19 protein-coding genes are annotated in these 19,327 nt (G+C 70.2%); 2 read left to right on the top strand and 17 right to left on the bottom strand.

The genetic code is table 11. The annotated features are described in order from the left end of the window. Nucleotides 1–59 precede the first annotated feature (59 nt). The 8 genes from V3C34_RS09380 to V3C34_RS09345 form a co-directional block, all read right to left on the bottom strand. Nucleotides 60–944, bottom strand: a complete 885-nt coding sequence (locus V3C34_RS09380) for a V-type ATPase subunit (protein ID WP_068324847.1) — start codon at nucleotides 942–944, stop codon at nucleotides 60–62. Beyond that, a complete protein-coding gene (locus V3C34_RS09375) occupies nucleotides 941–1,573 on the bottom strand; it encodes a hypothetical protein (protein WP_056886718.1) in 633 nt (210 codons plus the stop codon). Before V3C34_RS09375 ends, V3C34_RS09380 begins: the two co-directional genes overlap by 4 nt. A gap of 1 nt (nucleotide 1,574) precedes the next feature. Further along, the gene (locus V3C34_RS09370) at nucleotides 1,575–1,796 is read right to left on the bottom strand and encodes an ATPase (protein WP_053208071.1); all 222 of its coding nucleotides are present in this window, start codon (nucleotides 1,794–1,796) and stop codon (nucleotides 1,575–1,577) included. 5 nt (nucleotides 1,797–1,801) lie between these two features. Beyond that, on the bottom strand, nucleotides 1,802–3,895 hold the full coding sequence (locus V3C34_RS09365) for a V-type ATP synthase subunit I (protein WP_068324848.1): 2,094 nt from the start codon (nucleotides 3,893–3,895) through the stop codon (nucleotides 1,802–1,804). Then, nucleotides 3,892–4,299, bottom strand: coding sequence for a hypothetical protein (locus V3C34_RS09360; protein ID WP_068324849.1), 408 nt, complete (start codon nucleotides 4,297–4,299; stop codon nucleotides 3,892–3,894). Before V3C34_RS09360 ends, V3C34_RS09365 begins: the two co-directional genes overlap by 4 nt. Next, complete coding sequence (locus V3C34_RS09355; RefSeq protein ID WP_068324850.1) at nucleotides 4,296–4,982, bottom strand: V-type ATP synthase subunit D; 687 nt, start codon at nucleotides 4,980–4,982, stop codon at nucleotides 4,296–4,298. The genes V3C34_RS09360 and V3C34_RS09355 overlap by 4 nt, the downstream gene beginning before the upstream one ends. A gap of 256 nt (nucleotides 4,983–5,238) precedes the next feature. Further along, nucleotides 5,239–6,372, bottom strand: a complete 1,134-nt coding sequence (locus V3C34_RS09350) for a hypothetical protein (RefSeq protein WP_169701887.1) — start codon at nucleotides 6,370–6,372, stop codon at nucleotides 5,239–5,241. Beyond that, nucleotides 6,369–7,340, bottom strand: a complete 972-nt coding sequence (locus V3C34_RS09345; RefSeq protein ID WP_068324852.1) for a TerC family protein — start codon at nucleotides 7,338–7,340, stop codon at nucleotides 6,369–6,371. The genes V3C34_RS09350 and V3C34_RS09345 overlap by 4 nt, the downstream gene beginning before the upstream one ends. A 216-nt stretch (nucleotides 7,341–7,556) precedes the next feature. On the opposite strand from V3C34_RS09345, the gene heR reads away from it, so the two are divergent. Continuing rightward, nucleotides 7,557–8,357, top strand: a complete 801-nt coding sequence (gene heR, locus V3C34_RS09340) for a heliorhodopsin HeR (protein ID WP_169701888.1) — start codon at nucleotides 7,557–7,559, stop codon at nucleotides 8,355–8,357. Nucleotides 8,358–8,372: 15 nt separating this feature from the next. Here the strand turns inward: heR and V3C34_RS09335 are convergent, their stop codons facing one another. After that, nucleotides 8,373–9,941, bottom strand: a complete 1,569-nt coding sequence (locus V3C34_RS09335) for a hypothetical protein (RefSeq protein WP_191279126.1) — start codon at nucleotides 9,939–9,941, stop codon at nucleotides 8,373–8,375. Then, nucleotides 9,941–10,360 carry a DUF2784 domain-containing protein gene (locus V3C34_RS09330; RefSeq protein ID WP_068324855.1) on the bottom strand — a complete coding sequence of 140 codons (420 nt, stop codon included), beginning with the start codon at nucleotides 10,358–10,360 and terminating at the stop codon, nucleotides 9,941–9,943. The genes V3C34_RS09335 and V3C34_RS09330 overlap by 1 nt, the downstream gene beginning before the upstream one ends. Nucleotides 10,361–10,978: 618 nt before the next feature. Between V3C34_RS09330 and V3C34_RS09325 the strand changes: the two genes are divergently transcribed. After that, nucleotides 10,979–12,208: an IS256 family transposase gene (locus V3C34_RS09325; RefSeq protein ID WP_346006842.1), complete on the top strand. Its 1,230-nt coding sequence runs from the start codon at nucleotides 10,979–10,981 to the stop codon at nucleotides 12,206–12,208. Nucleotides 12,209–12,527: 319 nt separating this feature from the next. Here V3C34_RS09325 and V3C34_RS09320 read toward each other — a convergent pair whose 3' ends face one another. The 7 genes from V3C34_RS09320 to mbhE all read right to left on the bottom strand — a co-directional run bounded on the left by V3C34_RS09320 (nucleotide 12,528) and on the right by mbhE (nucleotide 19,309). Further along, nucleotides 12,528–13,214, bottom strand: coding sequence for a universal stress protein (locus tag V3C34_RS09320; protein ID WP_068324856.1), 687 nt, complete (start codon nucleotides 13,212–13,214; stop codon nucleotides 12,528–12,530). 445 nt (nucleotides 13,215–13,659) lie between these two features. After that, a complete protein-coding gene (gene mnhG / locus V3C34_RS09315; RefSeq protein ID WP_056885376.1) occupies nucleotides 13,660–13,986 on the bottom strand; it encodes a monovalent cation/H(+) antiporter subunit G in 327 nt (108 codons plus the stop codon). Then, the gene (locus V3C34_RS09310) at nucleotides 13,983–14,255 is read right to left on the bottom strand and encodes a monovalent cation/H+ antiporter complex subunit F (RefSeq protein ID WP_207081791.1); all 273 of its coding nucleotides are present in this window, start codon (nucleotides 14,253–14,255) and stop codon (nucleotides 13,983–13,985) included. Before V3C34_RS09310 ends, mnhG begins: the two co-directional genes overlap by 4 nt. Nucleotides 14,256–14,260: 5 nt before the next feature. Continuing rightward, nucleotides 14,261–14,644, bottom strand: a complete 384-nt coding sequence (locus tag V3C34_RS09305; protein WP_056885377.1) for a Na+/H+ antiporter subunit E — start codon at nucleotides 14,642–14,644, stop codon at nucleotides 14,261–14,263. After that, nucleotides 14,641–16,221 (bottom strand): monovalent cation/H+ antiporter subunit D family protein, encoded by a 1,581-nt coding sequence (locus V3C34_RS09300; protein WP_346006840.1) that lies wholly within the window; start codon nucleotides 16,219–16,221, stop codon nucleotides 14,641–14,643. Before V3C34_RS09300 ends, V3C34_RS09305 begins: the two co-directional genes overlap by 4 nt. Beyond that, a complete protein-coding gene (locus V3C34_RS09295; protein WP_068324860.1) occupies nucleotides 16,218–16,574 on the bottom strand; it encodes a sodium:proton antiporter in 357 nt (118 codons plus the stop codon). Before V3C34_RS09295 ends, V3C34_RS09300 begins: the two co-directional genes overlap by 4 nt. After that, entirely contained in the window at nucleotides 16,571–19,309 is a 2,739-nt protein-coding gene (gene mbhE, locus V3C34_RS09290; RefSeq protein ID WP_068324861.1) for a hydrogen gas-evolving membrane-bound hydrogenase subunit E, read from the bottom strand. Before mbhE ends, V3C34_RS09295 begins: the two co-directional genes overlap by 4 nt. Nucleotides 19,310–19,327 lie beyond the last annotated feature (18 nt).

Genomic DNA, 19,327 nt, shown 5'->3' with positions numbered 1-19,327 from the left:
GACGACCTCCGAGTCCACTTCTGAGTCCATCCGTGGCGCTGAGGGGGTAAGCGCGTTCGTCACGGGGTCCTCCGGTCCGCTCCGCCGGTGACGAGGATCAGTCCGGCTCGGCGGTGTCGGCGCGCGCGCTCCTCGAGCAGCAGCACGTAGCCCACCAGCGGGTCGGCGCTCTCGGCGTCGCCGCGGCGCAGCCGCGCGGCGGCGCCGGCGGTGGCCTCGTCGTGCAGGTCCCGGTCGACATGGCCGAGATCCCCGTGCAACTCGTACGCCGCTGCGGCGGCCCGCCAGCGTGGGTAGACGCCGAGAACGGGAGCCCAGCGGCCAGTGATCGCGTGCTCCAGGTCGCGGACGCCGAGGCGCCCGAGCGGCATCAGCCGGCCGGGGTCGACGTCCGACCGGGCCAGCGCGATGAGCAGGTTGCGCTGGTCCCGCTCGCGGGCGAGGAGGTCCGCGACGGGACGCGAACGCGGGTGGGCCGCGCGTTCGCCCCACTCGGCGTGCGCCGTGGCCGTCACTGCGAGCTCGAGCTCCTCGACGTCGCGGTGCAGCTCGAAGCGTGACCACAGCCGAGGCAGGGCCGCCGCCGTGATCGGCGTCGGCAGCCGCAGCCGTTCGAGGAGGGCCACGACGCCCGCCTCGTCCCGCGTGTGGGCGAGCTCGGCGGCCCGCTCGGGGGTGATGGCACCGACCGCGCGCACCCCCCGGAGCCGGTCTTCAGGCGGGAGGCCCGAGGCCGCGCCGCGCAGCAGCGCGAGGGCGTCGCGCAGGTCGTGTCGTCCCGTCAGCACCTGTGCCACCGCGCGTGCCTCGCCCACGAACAGCTGCGGCAGCCGACGCATCTCCTCGCTCTCCTCGCGATCACCCTGGCCTGCTCCGTCCGGGGTCAGGCGCGACATCCGGGCCCGCAGGGCCGTCGAGCCGGCGACGTACAGCGGTGCCGTCATCGCGGGTCCACCTCCGGGACCACTTCCGCGTCAGCTTTCGCGTCCGCTTCGGGGTCCACTTCCGGGTGCGGTTCGCACACCGCGTCGCGCAGCACCGGGCGCAGCAGCGGCCACGCCGCGTCAAGGCGTCCTTCGGCGGTGTTGTGCACCGCTCGCCCCTGGGCGTCGCGCAGCACGACGCCGACCCCCACGGGTCCAGTCTCCACGACGAGGCAGGGCCGGTGGCGGCGTACGGCGTCCAGGTGGGCCGGATCGACCGTGCAGGAGGTGGCCGAGGGCAGGAGAGCCATCGCCTCGTCGAGGAGGTCGAGCGTGGCCGCAGTCCCGTGGCCTGTGCCGACCAGTTCCTGCAGCTCCTTTCCGGCAGCCGTGCGCACCCGTTCGAGCTCGGCGTCGACCACCTCGCGAACGTGGGCGCGGGACGCGGCTGCCCCGGTGGAGCGGACGCGGAGCGCCTGGTCGCGGGCGGTCGACTCGGCTCGGGTGAGGATGCCGAGGCGGTCGCGCTCGGCCGCCTGGTGGGCTTCCCGGAGGATCTCGCGGGCGCGATGTTCGTCCCGGGCGAGCACGTCGGCCAGGTCGCGACGACCGTCGTGCTCCATGGTCTCGAGCAGCGCCTGGAGGGTCATGTCAGCCGCCCAGCAGGAGCACGATCATGGCCGCGACCGCGAAGCCCAGGATGACGAGCGTCTCGGGGATGGCCACGAGCAGGATGGCCCGACCGGCGAGCTCGGGCTTCTCGGCGATGGCTCCCATGGCCGCCGCGCCGATCCGCGCCTGGGCGTAGCCGGTGGCGAGGGCGGCGAGGCCGACGGCGAGTCCTGCTCCGAGGGCGATGAGTCCGGTTTCCATGTGTGTCACCTTTCGTGGGTGGCGTCGGCGATGCGGACGCCGTTGGTGGTGCCGTGCGGCGGGACGCCGACCGGGTCGAAGGTTGGGGTGAGGAGTGGGCCGAGCGGTCGGTCGCGGGGTGGGGTCAGGAGTGCGCGGGGGTTGAGGGCCCCGTGGGCGCCGAGGGGTTGGAAGGCCTGGCCCTCGCCGTCGTGGAACTTGCTGAAGAACTCGACGTAGTGCAGTCGCAGGGCCTGGACCATCGGGCTGAACGCCGCCAGACCCAGGTTGAGCAGGTGCAGCAGGACGGCGACGAACAGTCCGATGAGGAGGGGCAGCTCGGTGGCGAGCTCGTTGGCGACGTTGGCGAGGTAGACCGAGGCGAGTCCCACCGCGGCGACCCGGAGGTAGGACAAGACGTTGCCGACCGTGCCGATGAGCTCGAGTGGGCCGAGGAGGGCGCCGATGGGGCCGTGCACGGAGCTGGTGGCCACGAGTCCCACGACGGCGGGGACCAGCGCGGCGAGGGTGACCCACGAGGGGGCGTTCAGGATGGTGGCCGCGATGGCCGCGGTCGCGCCGAGCAGGACGGCCAGGGTGCCGCCCACCTCGAGGGTGCGGTGCCGGTCGCCACGGCGCAGCGCGGTCACCAGGCCGAGGGTCAGGCCGAGCACGATGTGGGACCAGCCGAGGGCGACGGCGAAGAGCAGGAGGGGCTCGAGGGCCTCGGGTCCGCCGCGGTAGAACCACAGCGCCGGCATCCCCCACATGTTGCCGAGGCTGCCGAGCGCCTCGCCGAACATCACGCCCCACAGCACCGCCCACGCACCGCCGGCGATCAGGACGCGGCCGGCGTCGTCCATCACCCCGCCTTCCACACCGCCGCGGTCGTGCGTGCGTGCCCGGTGGCGCAGCCACCAGCCGATGCCGGCGAGCGCGGCGCCGTAGACGACGTCGCCGACCATGACACCGAAGAGGAACGGCAAGAAGATCGCCATCAGTCCGGTCGGGTCCAGCCCGTTCGGGGAGGGCCAGGAGAGGAACCCGACCAGGCGGCGGTAGGGGGACCATGCGGCGCGTCCGGTCAGCTCCACCGGGGAGGGGCCGGGGACCTCGCCCGCCGGGGCGTCGACGACGGCCACGTCGGCGAGGCCGTCGCGGTCGAGCTGCTCGCGCACCTCGCGGCGACGGTCTGCCCGCACCCAGCAGCGCAGGAGGAAGGTGCGCTCGGAGAGCGCGGCGGCCGCGACCGCGGCGTCGCGTTCGGTCAGCACGAGCAGCGCACGCGCGGCGGCGCGCAGCCCGGGGGCCTCGCGGAGCCAGAGCGCGTCGAGGTCGGCGCGGACGGCGTCGAGGTCGGCCTGGAGGTCGACGAGCCGGGCGCGCATCCGCACGAGCGTGGTGTGCAGGGACAGGTGGGCGTAGTCCTCGGGTACCTCGACCCGGCTGATCTCATCCGCGCCCATGAGACCGAGGACCTCGGGCAGCCGGTCGCGGGCCACCACCAGGAGGCAGCCGCGGGCGCGGCCGGCGTCCGTACTGCGGAGCATGAACCCGTTGCCGGCGAGCTGCCGCAGCTGGGTCTCGAGCAGTCCGACCACGGCCCCGGCCGGGTCGTCGAGCACCAGCGCGGTCATCGCCAGTCCCAGCAGCTCGAGCTCGGCATCGGAGAGCGAGGTCAGCTCCGGCACGAGGGTCTCGAGCTGGGCGAGGACGTCCACGTAGCGCGCCAGCGCGTCGCGCTCCTCCTCCAGCGAGGCCTGGGCCCCGCGCAGGGACTCGACCTCGAGCTCGAGCGTCGCGATGTTGACGTCGGCGTCGCGCGGGTCCACCGGTGCGGCGTCCGCGCTCCGGCGTGGCGACTCGCGTGCCAACGAGGCATCTGACGGCGCCCACTCCAGCAGGCGTTGCACCCGGGCCAGCAGGTCCCGCCTGGCCATACGGTCCTCACCCTTGTTCGCAGCCGGGTCTGCAACCGGGTCCGCAGCCTTGTCCGCACTGCCGGTCGGCGCCCCGGATGGCGTCACCTCGGCGACCCCGGCTCGCTGGAGCGACTCGACCGTCTCGAGCAGCTGCTCGCGTCGGCCCAGGAGCTGGACGTGGTGCAGTCGGCGGATCATCGGCTCGCCTTCGGGGTCCGGTCGGCCCGCTGGGCCACGGTCGGGGCCACGGTCGGGGCCACGGGCGGGGTCACGGTCGGGGCGACGGTCAGGACGGCGGCGACGGTGGCGGCGACGAGCTCCTCCCGCAGGCGCACGGCCCGCTGCGTCACCTCGACGCCGATCCGCTGCTGTTCGGCCTCGTCGGCCTGTACCCATTCGCGTGCCTCCTGCAAGATACGCGCGGACAGGCGGTCGGCTTCCGCGGCGGCTTCCGCGGCGAACTCCCCCACGAGGAGCTCCGCCTGCTCCCGGGCCGCGACAACGCGGGCGTTGCTCTGCCGCGCCTCCTCGAGACGGGCCTCGATAAGCCGCTCTAGCTCGCGCACCTGGCGCATCGCGGCCGGATCCTGCATCTGCGTCATCGCCGTTCCTCCTCGTCGGGTCGCGGCACGGGAGGATGGTCCGGTGCCGGTCGGTCCTGCGGGACGCGACGTCGCTCCCGCGCCCGCTTCAGGCGGGAGTGCTCCTCACGCTCGCGCTCCTCGAGGACCGCGGTGATGTGGGCGGCCTCCTCCTCGAGTCCGGGGATGACGACGTTCTCGAGCGCGTTGACCTGGCGCGTGGTGCGGGCCACTTCCTCGGTGAGCCGGCGCACCGTGGCCTCGAGGGCCACGAAGCGCAGGACGTGCTCGAGGTACCGCTCGTAGGCCTCCGCCGCCGCCTCGATCGACGGGGCCACCAGCACCGGTGCCGCGCCGCGCTCCTCGGCCGTCCGTCGCAGGTCGTTGGCCTGCACCGTCACGACCCGCACGCCGACCACCATGCGGTCCTCGCGCTCGGCGACGACGCCGTTGGCCGCACCCGACGCGACCGCCGCGACGGCGGCCGGGCCCTCGTCGGCGGTGCTCTCGTCGAGCAGCGCGCGAGCCTCCCGGGCGAGGACGGCGGCGGCCTCACGCTGGGCGGACACGTCTGCGTCGAGACGGTGCAACTCGCGCACCAGGGCCATCCGCTTGTCGACCAGAAGGTCACGGCCCTGGGCCGCGAAGGCGATCGCCGAGCGACGCCGCAGCAGCTCGGTCCGGGTCGCGGTCAGGGCCGTCATCGCCGCCACCCCGCAGGGCCGACCCGCCCGGGCGGACGGCGCCGATCCTTCAGCCGGTCACGAAGTAGCTGAGTATTCACGGAGAATGCCTCCCGACAGTGGTCGGAAGGTCTTCCCCGCCACACCCCGGGAGGTGTGGTCGGCCACCGGGTCGCAGGACGACCGGAGTGACGATGGCCGGTTGGTGGGGTACTCCCCTTCAAGGGTTTCTTACGCATCAGATTACGTGAATCGTGCTGCGGTGTCAAGGTTGGCACTAGCGCCGCAGGACCAGCGCAATCCGGTCATGGTTCGCGAGGTCGCCGTCGGCCACCAGCGCCAGCTGGCCGCCCATCAAGATCACCTGCTCCATCAGGTCGTCCACCAAGTCATGCACGTCGCCGGCCCCGGAGGCATCCCCGGAGGCGTTCCCTGAGGAGTTCGCAGGAGCCCCGCGTCCGGGTGCCGTCGTGCCTGGACTGATGAAGTTCTCCTCGACCAGCAGCATCGCGGGCAGGCGTCGCCCGAGGGCCCGCCAGCACTGCTCGATGCCCGAGGCCACGTCCGTGGGTCGATCCGACTCTGCCTGGCGCAGCAGCGCGAGTGCGTCGTCGCGTCGTGTCCGCAGGTACGCCTCGACGGACGTGATGCCGGCCAGGGCCAGGTCGAGGGCCGTGGCGCAGTCGCGGTCATCAACCCGCCCGGCGAGCCGCTCCAGATTGGCACTGAGGGAGCAGAACTCCTCGAGCAACCGCGGCGGACCCACCAGCACGAGCGGGCTCGGGTGGTCGGCCCGGTAGTCGCCCAGCATCCGGTCGACCTTGCGCAGGAACCTGGCCATCAGCTCCGTTCGGGCCTCGGCGGCGCCCGGCTGTCCGGCACCCGGCACCCGGATCGGCCGCCCCGAGCCAAACGGCTCGGACCGTCCCACTGGGCGCAGTCCGCCGTCCTCGGAGGCGTACAGGTGGGCGCACGTGGGGTGTAGCAGCAGCACGGCGTGGGGTGGCATGCGGTGCAGGGCCGCGATGAGCGGCCGAGTGGCGAAGGTGCTCTCCACCACCGCCCGGGCGGTCACCGACTGTGGCAGCCGGAACGAGCGGGCGACGGCCCGGTTCACGTAGATGCACAGCCCCAGGTCGGTCGGCTGGTCTCCCGCGCGGTCGACCTGCTCGGCCAGCTTGTCCAGCAGCGCGGACCGGTTCATCACGCCACGCTCGGCGAGCGTGTGTTCCACGTCTCGGACCAGGTCGTCCAACCTCGACCGGTCCTCCCTGGTCATGCGCGGGGACGGCTTCGTCGGCAGGAGGACCGAGATGCACGGAAAGCCGGAGGTGATCGCCAGGTCGGCGATGTCCCTGGTCCTCAGCGCCACCGGCGAACCGCCCGCCTTGGGACGCGTGCGGGGGCTCATCGCAGCACCTCGTCCTCGTCGGACGCGTGGGCCGGCGTCGCGTGGGGGGCGACGGTGGCCTGGTCACGAGTCGCGCGGAGACTGGCGATGACCGCAACGGCGATGCAGCTGGCGATCACGCCGAGGGAGAGCCAGATCGGAACCTTGTAGACGTCGAGGAGCAGCATCTTGATGCCGACGAAGACCAAGATCGCGGCGAGGCCGGCCTTGAGGTAGATGAAGCGGTCGATGAGATCGGCGAGCAGGAAGTACATCGCTCGAAGGCCCAGGATGGCGAAGGCGTTGCTGGTGAAGACCAGGAACGGGTCCTGGGTGACGGCGAAGATCGCGGGGATGGAGTCGACGGCGAAGATGATGTCAGTGGTCTCGACCATGATGAGGACGAAGAACAGCGGCGTGGCCACCCACTTGCCCGCCTGCTTCACCCAGAACTTCTGCCCGTGGTACTCCTCCGTCGAGGGGATCTTCCTCTTGGCCAGTGCCAGCAGCTTGTTGCGCGAGAGGTCCATCTGGTCGTCGCGGTGGCGGAACATCTTCCAGCCCGTGTATACGAGGAAGGCGCCGAAGAGGTAGAGGATCCAGGCGAAGTTCTCGATCAGGACCGCGCCACCGGCGATGAAGATCGCCCGGAAGACCAGTGCCCCGAGGACGCCGTAGAACAGGACCCGGTGCTGGTACTCCCGCGGCACGGCGAAGTAGGTGAAGATCAGCGCGAAGACGAAGACGTTGTCGACCGCCAGCGACTTCTCGATCAGGTACCCGGCGTAGTACTCGCCGCCGGCCTGGGCGCCGTAGGCCCACCAGACGATGCCGCCGAACGTCAGGCCGAGGCTGACCCAGACCGCGGACCAGGCGGCAGCCTCCTTGACACCGACGACGTGAGCGGTGCGGTGGGCGAACAGGTCGATCGCCAGCATCACGACGATGACGCCCAGCACCGCCGCCCAGGCCCAGAAGGGAACATCCATGACAGCTATACCTCCAGCGTGACCACTCGACCAACAGCCGAGCGTGACGTTGGAGGTCTCCCCCGCCGCCCGGTCCGTGGACCTGGCGACCGCCGCACCGGACCGGGCAGGGCCGGTCGAACTGTCGATGTCAGCGAGGGTGGGGTACTCCCCTCATGCGCTACAGTATTCACGAAGCACACTTCGGAAGTCAAGTCCCGCACACGAGGAGCGACCATGTCCGGCCAGCACCGCGAACCATCTCCCGATCCGCTTGCTCCCGAGGTGGAAGCCTTGGCTCCGAAACTGCGACGCGACAACCTGGTAGCAGCCGTGCTCCACCTCGCCCAGGCCGTCGCGGTCCTCGCCCTGGCCACCAGCTTCGCACTCCCAGTCACCGGGACCTACCTCGCCGGCCCACCCGGAACGACGCCGGAGGAGCAGGTCGTTCTCTTCGACGTCCCAACCGGTGCCGCGGTGGCAGCGTTCCTCCTGTTGTCCGCGCTGGCCCACGTCGTCGTCACCACCACCTGGGGGGCCGGCTACCGGGCCGACCTCGCCCGACGCCGCAACCGGGCTCGCTGGATCGAGTACTCCGTGTCCTCGTCGCTGATGATCGTGCTGATCGCCCAGCTGGTCGGGATCTCCGACGTCGCGGCCCTGCTGGCGCTGTTCGGCGTCAACGCCTCGATGATCCTGTTCGGGTGGCTCCAAGAGCACTACGAGGACCCGGGCTCGCGCGGCTGGCTGCCGTTCATCTTCGGGTGTGCCGCCGGGATCGTGCCGTGGCTCGCGATCACGGTCTACCTGGTGTCACCGCAGTCCACCTCCGGGGCCGAGCCGCCCGCCTTCGTCTACGGCATCTTCGTGTCGCTCTTCGCCTTCTTCAACGTCTTCGCCCTCAACCAATGGCTGCAGTACCGCGGCCTCGGACGGTGGCGCGACTACCTGTTCGGCGAACGGGTCTACATCCTGCTCAGCCTCGTCGCGAAGTCAGCGCTGTCCTGGCAGGTGTTCGCCGGCACCCTTGCCAGCTGACCTCACCACTGGAGCTCACCACTGGCTGCTGCCGCAGTTCGGAGCGTCGGCGAGTCGCCGTTCGACGTCGGCGCGGACCAGGACGTTGTACCCGCAGATCGTGGCGGCCGGCTCGTAGTGCTCCTCGATCATGGAGCGGAGTCGGCCGTCGTCATCGATGTCCCACGAGTTCACCCCGTTCAACACGACGAACCAGGTCGGCCGCGAGGGTCCGTCGAGCAGGCGCTCGAGGCGCTGCTGGTCCGGGTCGAGGGTCCGCATCGGCAGGCTCCAGAGGTAGGGGTAGGGAGTGGGCAGGTCGGCCGCCTCCACGACCTGCGAGTTCCCGTACGCGACCACCATCGTGTCGCCCTCCTCGGCGGAGTCGGCCACCCACCCGCCGATGAGCTGGGGGTACCACAGCCGCGGCGAGGCCTGGTAGGCGAGCGTGGTGGTGGCCACTGCCCCCAGCGACGCGACCGCCGCCCACAGCGCCAAGCCGCGCATCAGCCGCCGCCCGGCGCCACGGCCGGCGCTCACCAGACCCGCCGCGAGGCCCGCAGCGGGAGCCAACGCCTGCAGGTAGTCCAGCCAGTAGCTCCCCCCGACCACGATGCCGATCGCGCTCCACCCGAGCAGGGCGAGCAATGCCCACTGCTCGGCCGCGAGAGGGCGAGGCCGACGCAGCAACCCAACCAGCCAGGTCATCACGACAGGCACAGCCGCACTGGCCACGGCGGCGAGCACGAGGAGCCGAGCGCGCTCCATCGGTGCCGAGTGGTGGGACGCGGCCAGCACCTGTCCCGCCTCGACACGGAAGGCGATCACGTCCTCCCACATCACGTCCATCGCGACCCCCTTGAGGTGGGCCCACGCCGCCAGCGCTGCGACGACGACGACGGTGCCCGCACCGAAGCCGGCGGCCAGCGTGCCGAGCCGCGTCCGAGACCCCGGATGCCGCAGCGCCGAGACCGCGATCAGCACCCCGGCGAAGGCGAACGCGTCGACGAAGTTCTGCTTCGCCAACGGCGCAGCGGCAGCGAGCACACCGGCGACCAGCCCCCAGCCGACGGTCGTGCGGAGGTCACCGGCTCGCCAACCGTGCAGAATCGCGGCGATGCTACCCGTGACGAAGAGGAGCGCGAACATCACGCCGTCGGCCTGATCGGCCGCCAGCGCCGGGGAGCACATCAGAGCCGCCGTCACCACCGCTGCCCACCTCGCCGCGACCGGGCCGGCCAGCAGGCCGGCGGCGCGAGCGGTCGCCAGCACGATCGCCACGACCACCGGGATCGTGATGACCCGGATCGCCGCGTCGGTGTCCCACAGGGCCGCCAGGCGGAAGAACGCCATCAGCAACGGCGGCCGGTCGACGTGGAAGTCGCCGTAGATGAACTCGCCCTCGCCCGGCGCCCAGTGGCGCGCAGCATGCAGGTACCCACCCTCATCGGAACGAATCGGCTGGGCCACGAAGACCGAGCGAACCGCCACTACAGCCGCACAGGTCAGCCACAGGACACGCGTGGTGACGCGCTCGTCGTACGAACGACCGGGCCGATTCGCGGGACCGGGCGCTGCCGGGCGGTCCGCCAGCGCGGTGTCCATCACCCGGGCTCGGCTCCTGGTGAGCTCGCGCTCGCCGTCGCGGCTCGTTCGCCGGCACCCTGCTCCGCACGCCGTCGGAGCCGCAACACCACGTAGGCGTACGTCGCGAGGATGACCACCAGGTGGGTCGCGTACACGAAGGTCTGGGTGCCGTCGGGGAGCAGGATCCCGAAGACGTAGTGGTCGAGGAAGGAACCGGAGTACGGCGTGCCACCGGCGCGTTCGACCAGGTCCTTCTCGAGCACCGTCAGGGGACAGCTGCCCTGAGTGATGACGATGCCGACCCCCCACGACACCACGGCGAGGTGCGGGACGAACCACACCCGCGACACGAGGGCAAGCAGGGCGCCGAGCATCTGGAAGACCAGGAACGCCAGGTGCAGGAGGACGACGGCCCACGCCATCAGGGTCCAGGCCATCGCAGTCCCCCTCTCGGCCCTCGCCCGCCAGTGACGCCAAGGATGACGGAGCCGCTCGCCGGGGCGGTCACATCCACCGCTGGCGGGGCGTCCGCGGTTTGGTCGCTACGACCATGCGTCGGACCGCACTGACGAGACGACCACCTGGAGAGGCGAACCAGGTTGGCCACGCCCCTTGGGTCCGACCGGAGACCTGAATCTTGAACATCATGGACGCCACCCGAATCTCGGCGAGCCGTTCCTACGTCTCGCTGCGGATGGTCTCTCCCGTCCCTGGCGGGACCGGGCTCCGGGAGCCGTTGGCACCGTGTTGACGAAGCCCGCCACGGGGATACTCCCCATTGCACGAACCAGTATTCATGCTTTCGTCATCGTTTTCAAGGGTTCGGCACGGAAGGATTCGACCTGAGGACGACTCGAAACCAGGGGTTGAGGATGGTGCGGCGGAATACGGACTGCTGCAAAGGGGTGCGCCGTGGATCGGCTTGACGGTGGTGACGTCCCGTGAGGTGGTGTAGTTCGGGCCGCTGATCGTCGTGTTGACCACGACGTAGGCGGCCACCGTGCAACGGTCAGTGAGTACTTGCGACAGACACTCACGAGAGGACACGAAGCACGATGGCCTTGGACAATGCTGCACTACTCGAGGTGCTCGAAGCCATGCAGGCCGCTGGCGTCGAGGACCGGGTCCGGACCGCGGCGCAAACGATCTACCAAGCGTTGATCGACGCCGAGCTCACCGCGGTGATCGGCGCCGGCCCATGGGAACGCACTACCGAGCGGACGGCACAGCGCAACGGGTCGCGGCCGCGGACGCTGACCACCACCGCCGGCGACCTGGAGCTACGGATCCCCAAGCTGCGAACCGGGACGTTCTTCCCCTCGCTGCTCGAGCGGCGCCGTCGGGTCGATCAAGCGCTGTTCGCGGTGATCATGGAGGCCTACCTGCACGGGGTGTCGACCCAGAAGGTCGACGACCTGGTCCAGGCGCTGGGCGGCGCGAGCGGGATCAGCAAGTCCGAGGTGTCGCGGATCTGCGCGGACCTCGACGAGGAGGTCGGCGCGTTCCGGGACCGGTCGCTGGCCGGGATCGACTACCCGTATGTGTTCCTCGACGCCACCTACTGCAAGGCCCGGGTGAACCGGCGCGTGGTGTCCCAGGCGGTCGTGATCGCCACTGGTGTCACCGCCGACGGCCGCCGCGAGGTGCTCGGGTTCGACGTCGGCGACTCCGAGGACGGGGCATTCTGGACCGCGTTCCTCCGGTCGTTGAAGGCCCGCGGGCTGGGCGGGGTGCAGCTGGTGATCAGCGACGCCCACACCGGCCTGAAGGCCGCGATCGCCTCGGTCCTGCTCGGCGCCGCGTGGCAACGGTGCCGGGTGCACTTCATGCGCAACGTCCTCGCGGTCGTCCCGAAAGGCAACTCCGAGATGGTCGCAGCGGCGATCCGCACGATCTTCGCCCAGCCCGACGCCGAGCACGTGCACGAGCAGTTCGAGGTCATCGCCACGATGCTCGGCAAGCAGCTTCCCAAGGTCGAGCAGATGCTCCGCGAGGCCCGCGACGACCTGCTGGCCTTCACCGGCTTCCCGGTCAGCCACTGGAAGAAGATCTGGTCGACGAACCCGCTCGAGCGGCTCAACAAGGAAGTGAAACGACGCACCGACGTCGTCGGGGTCTTCCCCAATCCCGCCGCCCTGCTGCGGCTGGCCGGCGCTGTCCTCGTCGAGGCCCACGACGAGTGGCAAGTCACCGCCGAACGCCGCTACCTGTCCGAACACTCCATGGCCCAGCTGGCTGAGAAGCCGACCGAGGAGGTGGCCAAGCCCGAACTCATGACGGCATGATCAGAGCACTGACCCGCACGGTGTCGAGAACTCCACCACTCAGCGGGACGTCACCCTTGACGGTGCCGCCGTGCGACGACGCACTTGCCACCGCATCATCGGCGAAAGGCCTTCAATGACCACAGGGGCCGCGAGAGCACTGAGCGGCGCCAGAAGCCTGCCAGCGTATCGGGCGGCTTGTCGTGGGTCGGAGAAATCTCATCATGCCAGCGGGACGTCGCTGCACGGACAGATCAAGTCGAGAGACGCGCGCCGGCCTCGGGACGCAGCCCACGCGCCAATCCAGGGGGTCACCGGTCGCACCCCCATCCCAAGCGGCCTACCCCAAGCGACCTCGACGAGCACCCCCCGGCCGCTGCCGTTGCCAGCGGGCGCGGCCTGCCTGTGAGCGAGACTCGACCACCAGGACCGGCAGACGGGAGTGGCGAACCAACCACGACGAGACGCTGCCGAGCAGGCGTGTGGACAGTCCACGACCCCGGCGTCCCACCACGATCAGATCCATGCCCCGGTCCTCGGCAAACCACAGCAGGGCTTCACCAGGCGGACCGGCCAACACCGCGAAACCTACCTGGCCACCGACGCCGCGGACCCGTGCGGCTGACGACCTCAACCGATGCGTTGCGGCATCGATGTCTGCGTAGCTGGCATCCTCGGTCGCGTCGTGGCACACCACCTCCGCCAGCACGAGCAGTCCGAGATGAGACCCGAGGAGATCGTTCGCCCGGTCGAGAGCCGCTTGCGCCTCCACCGAGCCATCCAGACCGATTAGCACCCGGGGCCCGTCCGCGGCCTCAGCCTCCTGTCCGGGTGACGCCGGGCCCGGCACGACCAGACGGGGACGCCGTTCGACCCGCTCGAACGCGATCGGGACGAAGATCGGACCGAACGCCACCGCGATGACCGCCCACCTGGGGTCGTGTCCGCGACGAGCCATCCACAGCCCGACGGCGAGCCCGAAGAGCACCCAGCCCACGGCGACCATCAGAACTTCGTCTGTGCTCATGTCAGGTCCATCCCCGCCCAACACCAAGGACACGAGCAGACCACCGACGAGACCGGATCGCTCGCCAGCCGAGGACACGAAGGTCAACCATGCAGATCACCACCGTCGCAGTAGGCGCGGGCGCCGGCCGGGAACCGGATCAACGGGTCGAGCCGCCACCGGAGTGAAGCCCGAGCCGGGCACGTTCAACGCATCAGGACCGTCTCATCCAGCGATGGACCCCCCCAAGCCCACATGCGGCAACGTTATCACGAACTCTAGTTCGTTCAAAATCGTGCTCCTCGTCCTGGCCGCCGAAAGGACTCGGCTGTCGTACCCAACCTGACCCAGGTCAGCGATTGACGGCCAAGTCATCACGGCACTCCGCGAGCGTGGCTACGTCAGTTCCCGCGCTGGCCCACTCGCTCGTCGACAACCAACTCGCCCCTCATGGGCTGCACGACCTTCAGGGTGGAGATTCGAGCTCGTCCTGGGTGCCTGGTGTCCGAGGGGCTCTCGAGAGCCACGCCGCCTCGGCGATGGCGATGCCGGCAATAGGCACGGTGAGCAGCTGTAGCACGATCGCGAGGCTGAGAGTGATCACCGAGGCCGGACTAGGGTCGAGGATCAGGACACCGAGCAACACACTGACCACGCCAAGTCCGGCGGCCTTCGCGGCCGCGTTGATCCGGGCGTACACGTCGGGCAGCCACAGCAGTCCTACCGCGGCGCTCGCGAACAGCGCGACGCCCACGAGCACCAGCACTCCAGCGGCCAGCTCCTGGGCACTCACGGCGAACGCCGATCGACCAGCCGCGCAAGGGCGACGGTGGTGAGAAATCCGGCCAGGGTTGCCACCATGACGAGGCTGTAGAGGGTCGGCTCGTCGAGTCGCGCCGCCAGGAGTGCCACGGCGGCGATGAGAACCGCGAAGCCAACGTCGGCCACCAGTGCCCGGTCGGCGTCAGTGGGGCCGCGCACCATCCGCACGATGGCCGCGACGAGCGTGCCCGCGAGCACCAACAGCGCGAGGTCCAGCACCGAGCCCAGAGTCGGCTCCACGCCACTCACCTTCTTTCCTTTTCGTCCGGGGCCGTGCCGCCCCGCTCCCGCCGGCGGACGGCGTCAAGCAGCTCCGCCTCGAGCCGCGCCAGGTCTGCGCGAAATGCCGTCGTGTCGGAGGCGTGCATGCCGTGCACGATCAGCCGCGTGCGGTCAGGACTGAGGGAGACTGCCATAGTGCCGGGAGTCAGGGTGATCAAGCCCATGTAGGCGGCCACCTCTGCGTCGGTCCGGCACCGCAGCCGCACCTCGACCAGGGCCGGCGCGAGCCGCGGCCGGCCCGTCAGGATGGTCGCTGCGACCTGCACGTTGGCCTTCAGGTAGTGCCACCCGTAGACCACCACGAACAGGGCCAGGCGGACAGGACGAGGAGCACGGGCCCCGGTCATGGCGACGTCACCGCCTCGACATACGTTCCGACGTCGACCAGACCATCGGCCGCCCGCTCGCAGACAACGAGCAGCGGCTCCGCAGCGAGGCCGAGCGACACCGCCACCCCGGCCAGGACGACCGCGGGGGCCAGCAGCAGCGGCCGCGACGCGATCGCACCGGCCGCGGGCAGGATCGGACCAGAGCGCGACGGGACCACCGTGATCGTTGCTTCGGTCGACGGGCCAGCACCCGGTCTCGTCACGGGCTGGGACTCGGGCTGGGGCTGGGGCTCGGGCTGGGTGAAGATGGCGTTCCACAACTTCAGCATCGAGACCAAGGTGAGCAGGCTGACGGCCGCCACCGCTGCCACTGCGGCGTACTGGTGCTCGGCGACGGCTGCCTGCACGAGTTTCAGCTTGGCGACGAAGCCGGAGAGCGGCGGGACACCGACCAGTGCCAGTGCGGAGATCCCGAATGCCCCCGCGAGCACGGGTTCCGTGCGGCCGATTCCGCCCAAGAGGCGCAGCTCGTCGGTGCCGTGGCGGACCTCGATGGCGCCGGCGCACATCAGTAGCGCTGCCTTGACCAGGACGTACTGGACGAGGAAGAAGATGCCGGCCGCCAACCCGGCGGTGGTGAACAACCCCAGGCCGAGCAGCATGTAGCCGATCTGGCTGACCATGTGAAAGGTCAACACAGATCGAACGGAGCGCTCCCCCAGTGCAGCGAGGACGCCGACCACCATGGTGAGCAGCCCGAGGACGAGGAAGATCCACAACCAGCGTCGGTCGCCGTCGAACACGACGGCATAGATCCGGAACAGCGCATAGACACCAACCTTGGTGAGAAGACCGGAGAAGAGTACGACCACGGCGGGGCCGGCTACGGCGTAGCTGCTCGGGAGCCAGCTGTGCAGGGGCACGATCGCGGCCTTGATCCCCAGGGCCAACAGCACCACTGCGGTCGCGAGCGCAGCCGCCGGGTTGCGGGCAGCACCTGCCAGCTCGCCGAGGTCGACGGTGCCTGTGACGCCGTAGAGCAGGCCGACGCCAGCCAGGAACAGGGTGGAGGCGAGCAGGTTGACGCTGACGTAGCGTTGTCCGGCCGCCAGCCGACGCCGCCCTCCGGATCGGATCAGGAGCACGTAGCTCGGAACCAGCATCACCTCGACGAACACGAACAACGAGAACAGGTCGCCGGTGAGCATCGCGCCGTACACACCGGTGGAGAGCACCAGGGCCAACGCGACGAAGTGGCCGTCGTCCTCGCCTGTCGCAGCCGCGAAAACGAGGCTCAGCAGCACCAGCAGCGACGTGACCGCCATCATGAGGGCGCCGAGGACATCGGCGACGAGCACGATCGCGATGCCGGACGGCCAGCCCCCGAGCCGCAGGGTCGCTATGTCCCCGTCGAGGGCGGAGGTCAGCAACACCATGGACGCCACCAGCACAACGACCGTGACGCCCCACCCGACCGCTCGAGCGATCCTTGGCGGGGCACCCGCCGAGCCCGCGCCGCGTCGGGACAGGAGCAGGACCATTCCGACGCCTGCCAAGGGAGCGAAGACCGGCAGCGCCAGCAGCATCGGGCTCATCGGCCCGCGCTCGGTTCGTCCGTCTCGTCCATGTCATCTGCTGCGCTCACGTCCGGGTCTTCGACGGACTCCGCGCGCAGGATCGCCAGCAGATAGACGCTGACCCCGAACGTGATCACCACGGCGGTCAGGACGAAGGCCTGGGGCAGCGGGTCCGCCAAGGCGGCGGGGTCCCCGGCACCATCGCCGACGAAGGGCGCCCGGCGGCGATCGAGACCACCCGACGCCAGCAACAGCACGTTGACGCCATGGCCCAGGAGCACGAATCCGAGGATCACGCGCAGGAGCCCGGGCTGTGCGAGGAACCACACCCCGCCGGCCACCAGCAGGCCGACGATGATCGCCGCGGTCACGGGTGCACCCTTGACGACTCGGGCCGGTGGGTGCGCGCCGCGAAGCGGTCGAGGGCGGCCGTCAGCATACCGAGGACCATGAGCATGACACCGATGTCGAACAGCAGTGCCGAGCCGACACCGACCGCGTCCAGTCCGGGCAGCTTGAACGGCGCCAGCACAGCCTCGCCCTTGGCGCTCGCCAGCAGTCCGGTGCCGAGGGAGACCAAGATCCCACTCCCGACTAGCAGCTCAGGTCGCGACCACCTCGGTAGCCGTCCGTGTGCGATCTGGTGGGTCGCGGCCGCGGCGCCTGCGACGAGGGCGGCGATGAATCCTCCGCCGGGGGCGTCGTGGCCGACGTAGAGCAGGTAGGCAGCCACCAGCGCCGCGCCCGGCACGACCAGCCGTGCGCTCACTTGGAGGAACACCGATGCGGCGGCGCTGAGATGGTCGGCGTCGGCGGGTGGCTCCGGGGTGTGATCATCTGCGGCGGTGGAGCCGAGCAGAGCGAGCAGCCCGAGCGCGACCGCGCCGAGAACGACTGCCTCGCCAAGGGTGTCCATCGCCCGGAAGTCCACCAGGATGGTGTTGACCACGTTGGTGCCTCCGGTCGCCGCCTCGGCGTTGTCGAGAAAGAACGACGAGGCGGTTGACGGACCTCGCCGCCCGGTCAGGGCGTACGTCGCCGATGCGGCGGCGAGCCCGCAGGCGAGCGCGAGCAGCACCGACCACGGCACTCGCGGCCCGTCCCCGGTGGGCAACCGCGCCGGCAGCCGACGCAGCACCCAGACCACGACGACGGCGGTCAACACCTCGACCAGCACGAGGGTCAGCGCGACGTCCGGCGCGCCAGCGGTCACGAACAGGGCCGCCATCAGCAAGCCGACGAACCCGAGCGCAGCAACGGCCGCGAGGGTGTCACGGGCGACCACGGCGGCCGCGACGCCGAGAGCGAACAAGCCGACCACCACCCAGTCACCCACCGTGTCGGCGGGTCGCACCGGCGGGAGGTTGCGCAGCGTCACGAATCCGACTGCCGCGAGAAAAACGACGCCACCAAGGGGCCGGACAAGGTGGCTCATCGTCCCGCCCGCGCGGTCCGGCTGCCCGACCCGGTATCCGAACGCAATCAGTCCGGCGTGGGCCCGGTCGAACGCTGCCCCGGCGTCGGGAACCACGACCCGGTCGAGCAGTCGGTCCACCTGGTGTCGACGCAGGAAGAGCATCAGCCCAGAGCTGAATGCGATGACGGACATGACGATCTCAGGACTGAGTCCGTGCCAGAACTGGAACGCCCCCAATGGCTCGCCAGGCACGACATCGGCGCCGGCTCGTGCCACGAGCGGGTTCAACAAGTCGATGCCGGCGCCCAGGACCAACCCGGCCAACGCCGCGATCGCCGCAGGGGCCAGGAACGCCGGCGACGGCTCGTAGAGGCCGGGTTGGTGAATGCTGCCGCCGAAAGCGCCGTAGACGATGCGCAGCCCGTAGGCCGTGGTCAGCGCCGATGCGGCGACTGCGATCGAGCCGGCGACCAGCCCCGCCGCTGGGGCGAAGTCGGCCTGGAAGATTCCTTGGAAGAGGTATTCCTTGCTCACGAAGCCGAGCATCGGCACGATGCCGGCCATCGAGAGTCCGGCCAGCGCTGTCATCGTCGCGGTCACCGGCATCACCCGCCACAGCCCGGACAGCTCCCGGATGTCGCGACTACCTGCCTCCTTGTCGATGATTCCGACGAGCATGAACAACGTCGCCTTGAACAGCGCGTGGGCGATGGTGTGGAGCATAGCGGCGGCAAGAGCGATCGGGGTGCCGACGCCGATGGCGGCAACCAGCAGCCCGAGCTGGCTGACGGTCGAGTGGGCGAGGATGGCCTTCAGATCGTGCTGGCGCAGGGCCATGAAGGCGCCCCACAACGCCGAGGTCAATCCGATCGAGACCAGGAGCGCCGACCATGCGGGCACGCCCGAGAAGATGGGCGAGACCAGCATCAGCAGGTACACACCGGCCTTGACCATCGTCGCCGCATGCAGGAAGGCGCTGACCGGGGTCATCGCCACCATCGCACCGGGTAGCCAGAAATGCAGCGGCACCTGGGCCGACTTGGTAAACGCGGCGAACGCGATCAGGGCGCCGATCGGCAATGCCAGCGGTGACGCGAGGATCACCTCGCGGTCGGCCAGGATGTCGCTGATTGCCGTGCTCCCGGTGACCACGGTGAGGAGCACCACGGCTACCAGCAGGGCCAGACCGCCGGCTGCGGTGATCAGCAGAGCCCGCCGGGCCGGCCGGGTGGCCCGGCCCCCGGCCAGCCCGAGCAGCAGGAAGGAACAGTAGGTGGTGGCCTCCCAGAACACGAAGAGGAGCACAACATCGGCGGCAAGCACCAGCCCCAGCATGGCGGCCGCGAACAGCGTGAGCAGTCCGTAGATGGCCCCATGGGGATCGTGCGAGCTCAAGTAGCGAGGGCAGTAGGCCATGATCAAGGCGCCTACGCCGAGCACCATCAACGCGAACAGCGACGAGAGTCCGTTGAGCCGCAGGGCGAACGAGACCCCCAACGACGGCAACCAGTCCATGGAGGTCTCGACCGTGCCCCCGTCAAGGATCTGCGGCACGTGGAACGCGATCAGGATCGCGACCCCCGCGAAACCAGCGGCGAACACGTAGCCGAGCTCCCGGCCCAAGCCCAAGCGGGCAAGGAGCGGAGCCAGGACGGCCAAGACCGTCAAGGCGCTCAGGGCGAGCAGCACGTCGGCCTCCTCGGGTCG

Origin of the sequence: Janibacter terrae, assembly GCF_039636765.1 — a bacterium.
In the GTDB taxonomy this organism is placed as follows: domain Bacteria; phylum Actinomycetota; class Actinomycetes; order Actinomycetales; family Dermatophilaceae; genus Janibacter; species Janibacter terrae.
The sequence above is the reverse complement of the archived record's forward strand: the minus strand, read 5'-3'. Positions and strand labels throughout refer to the sequence as shown.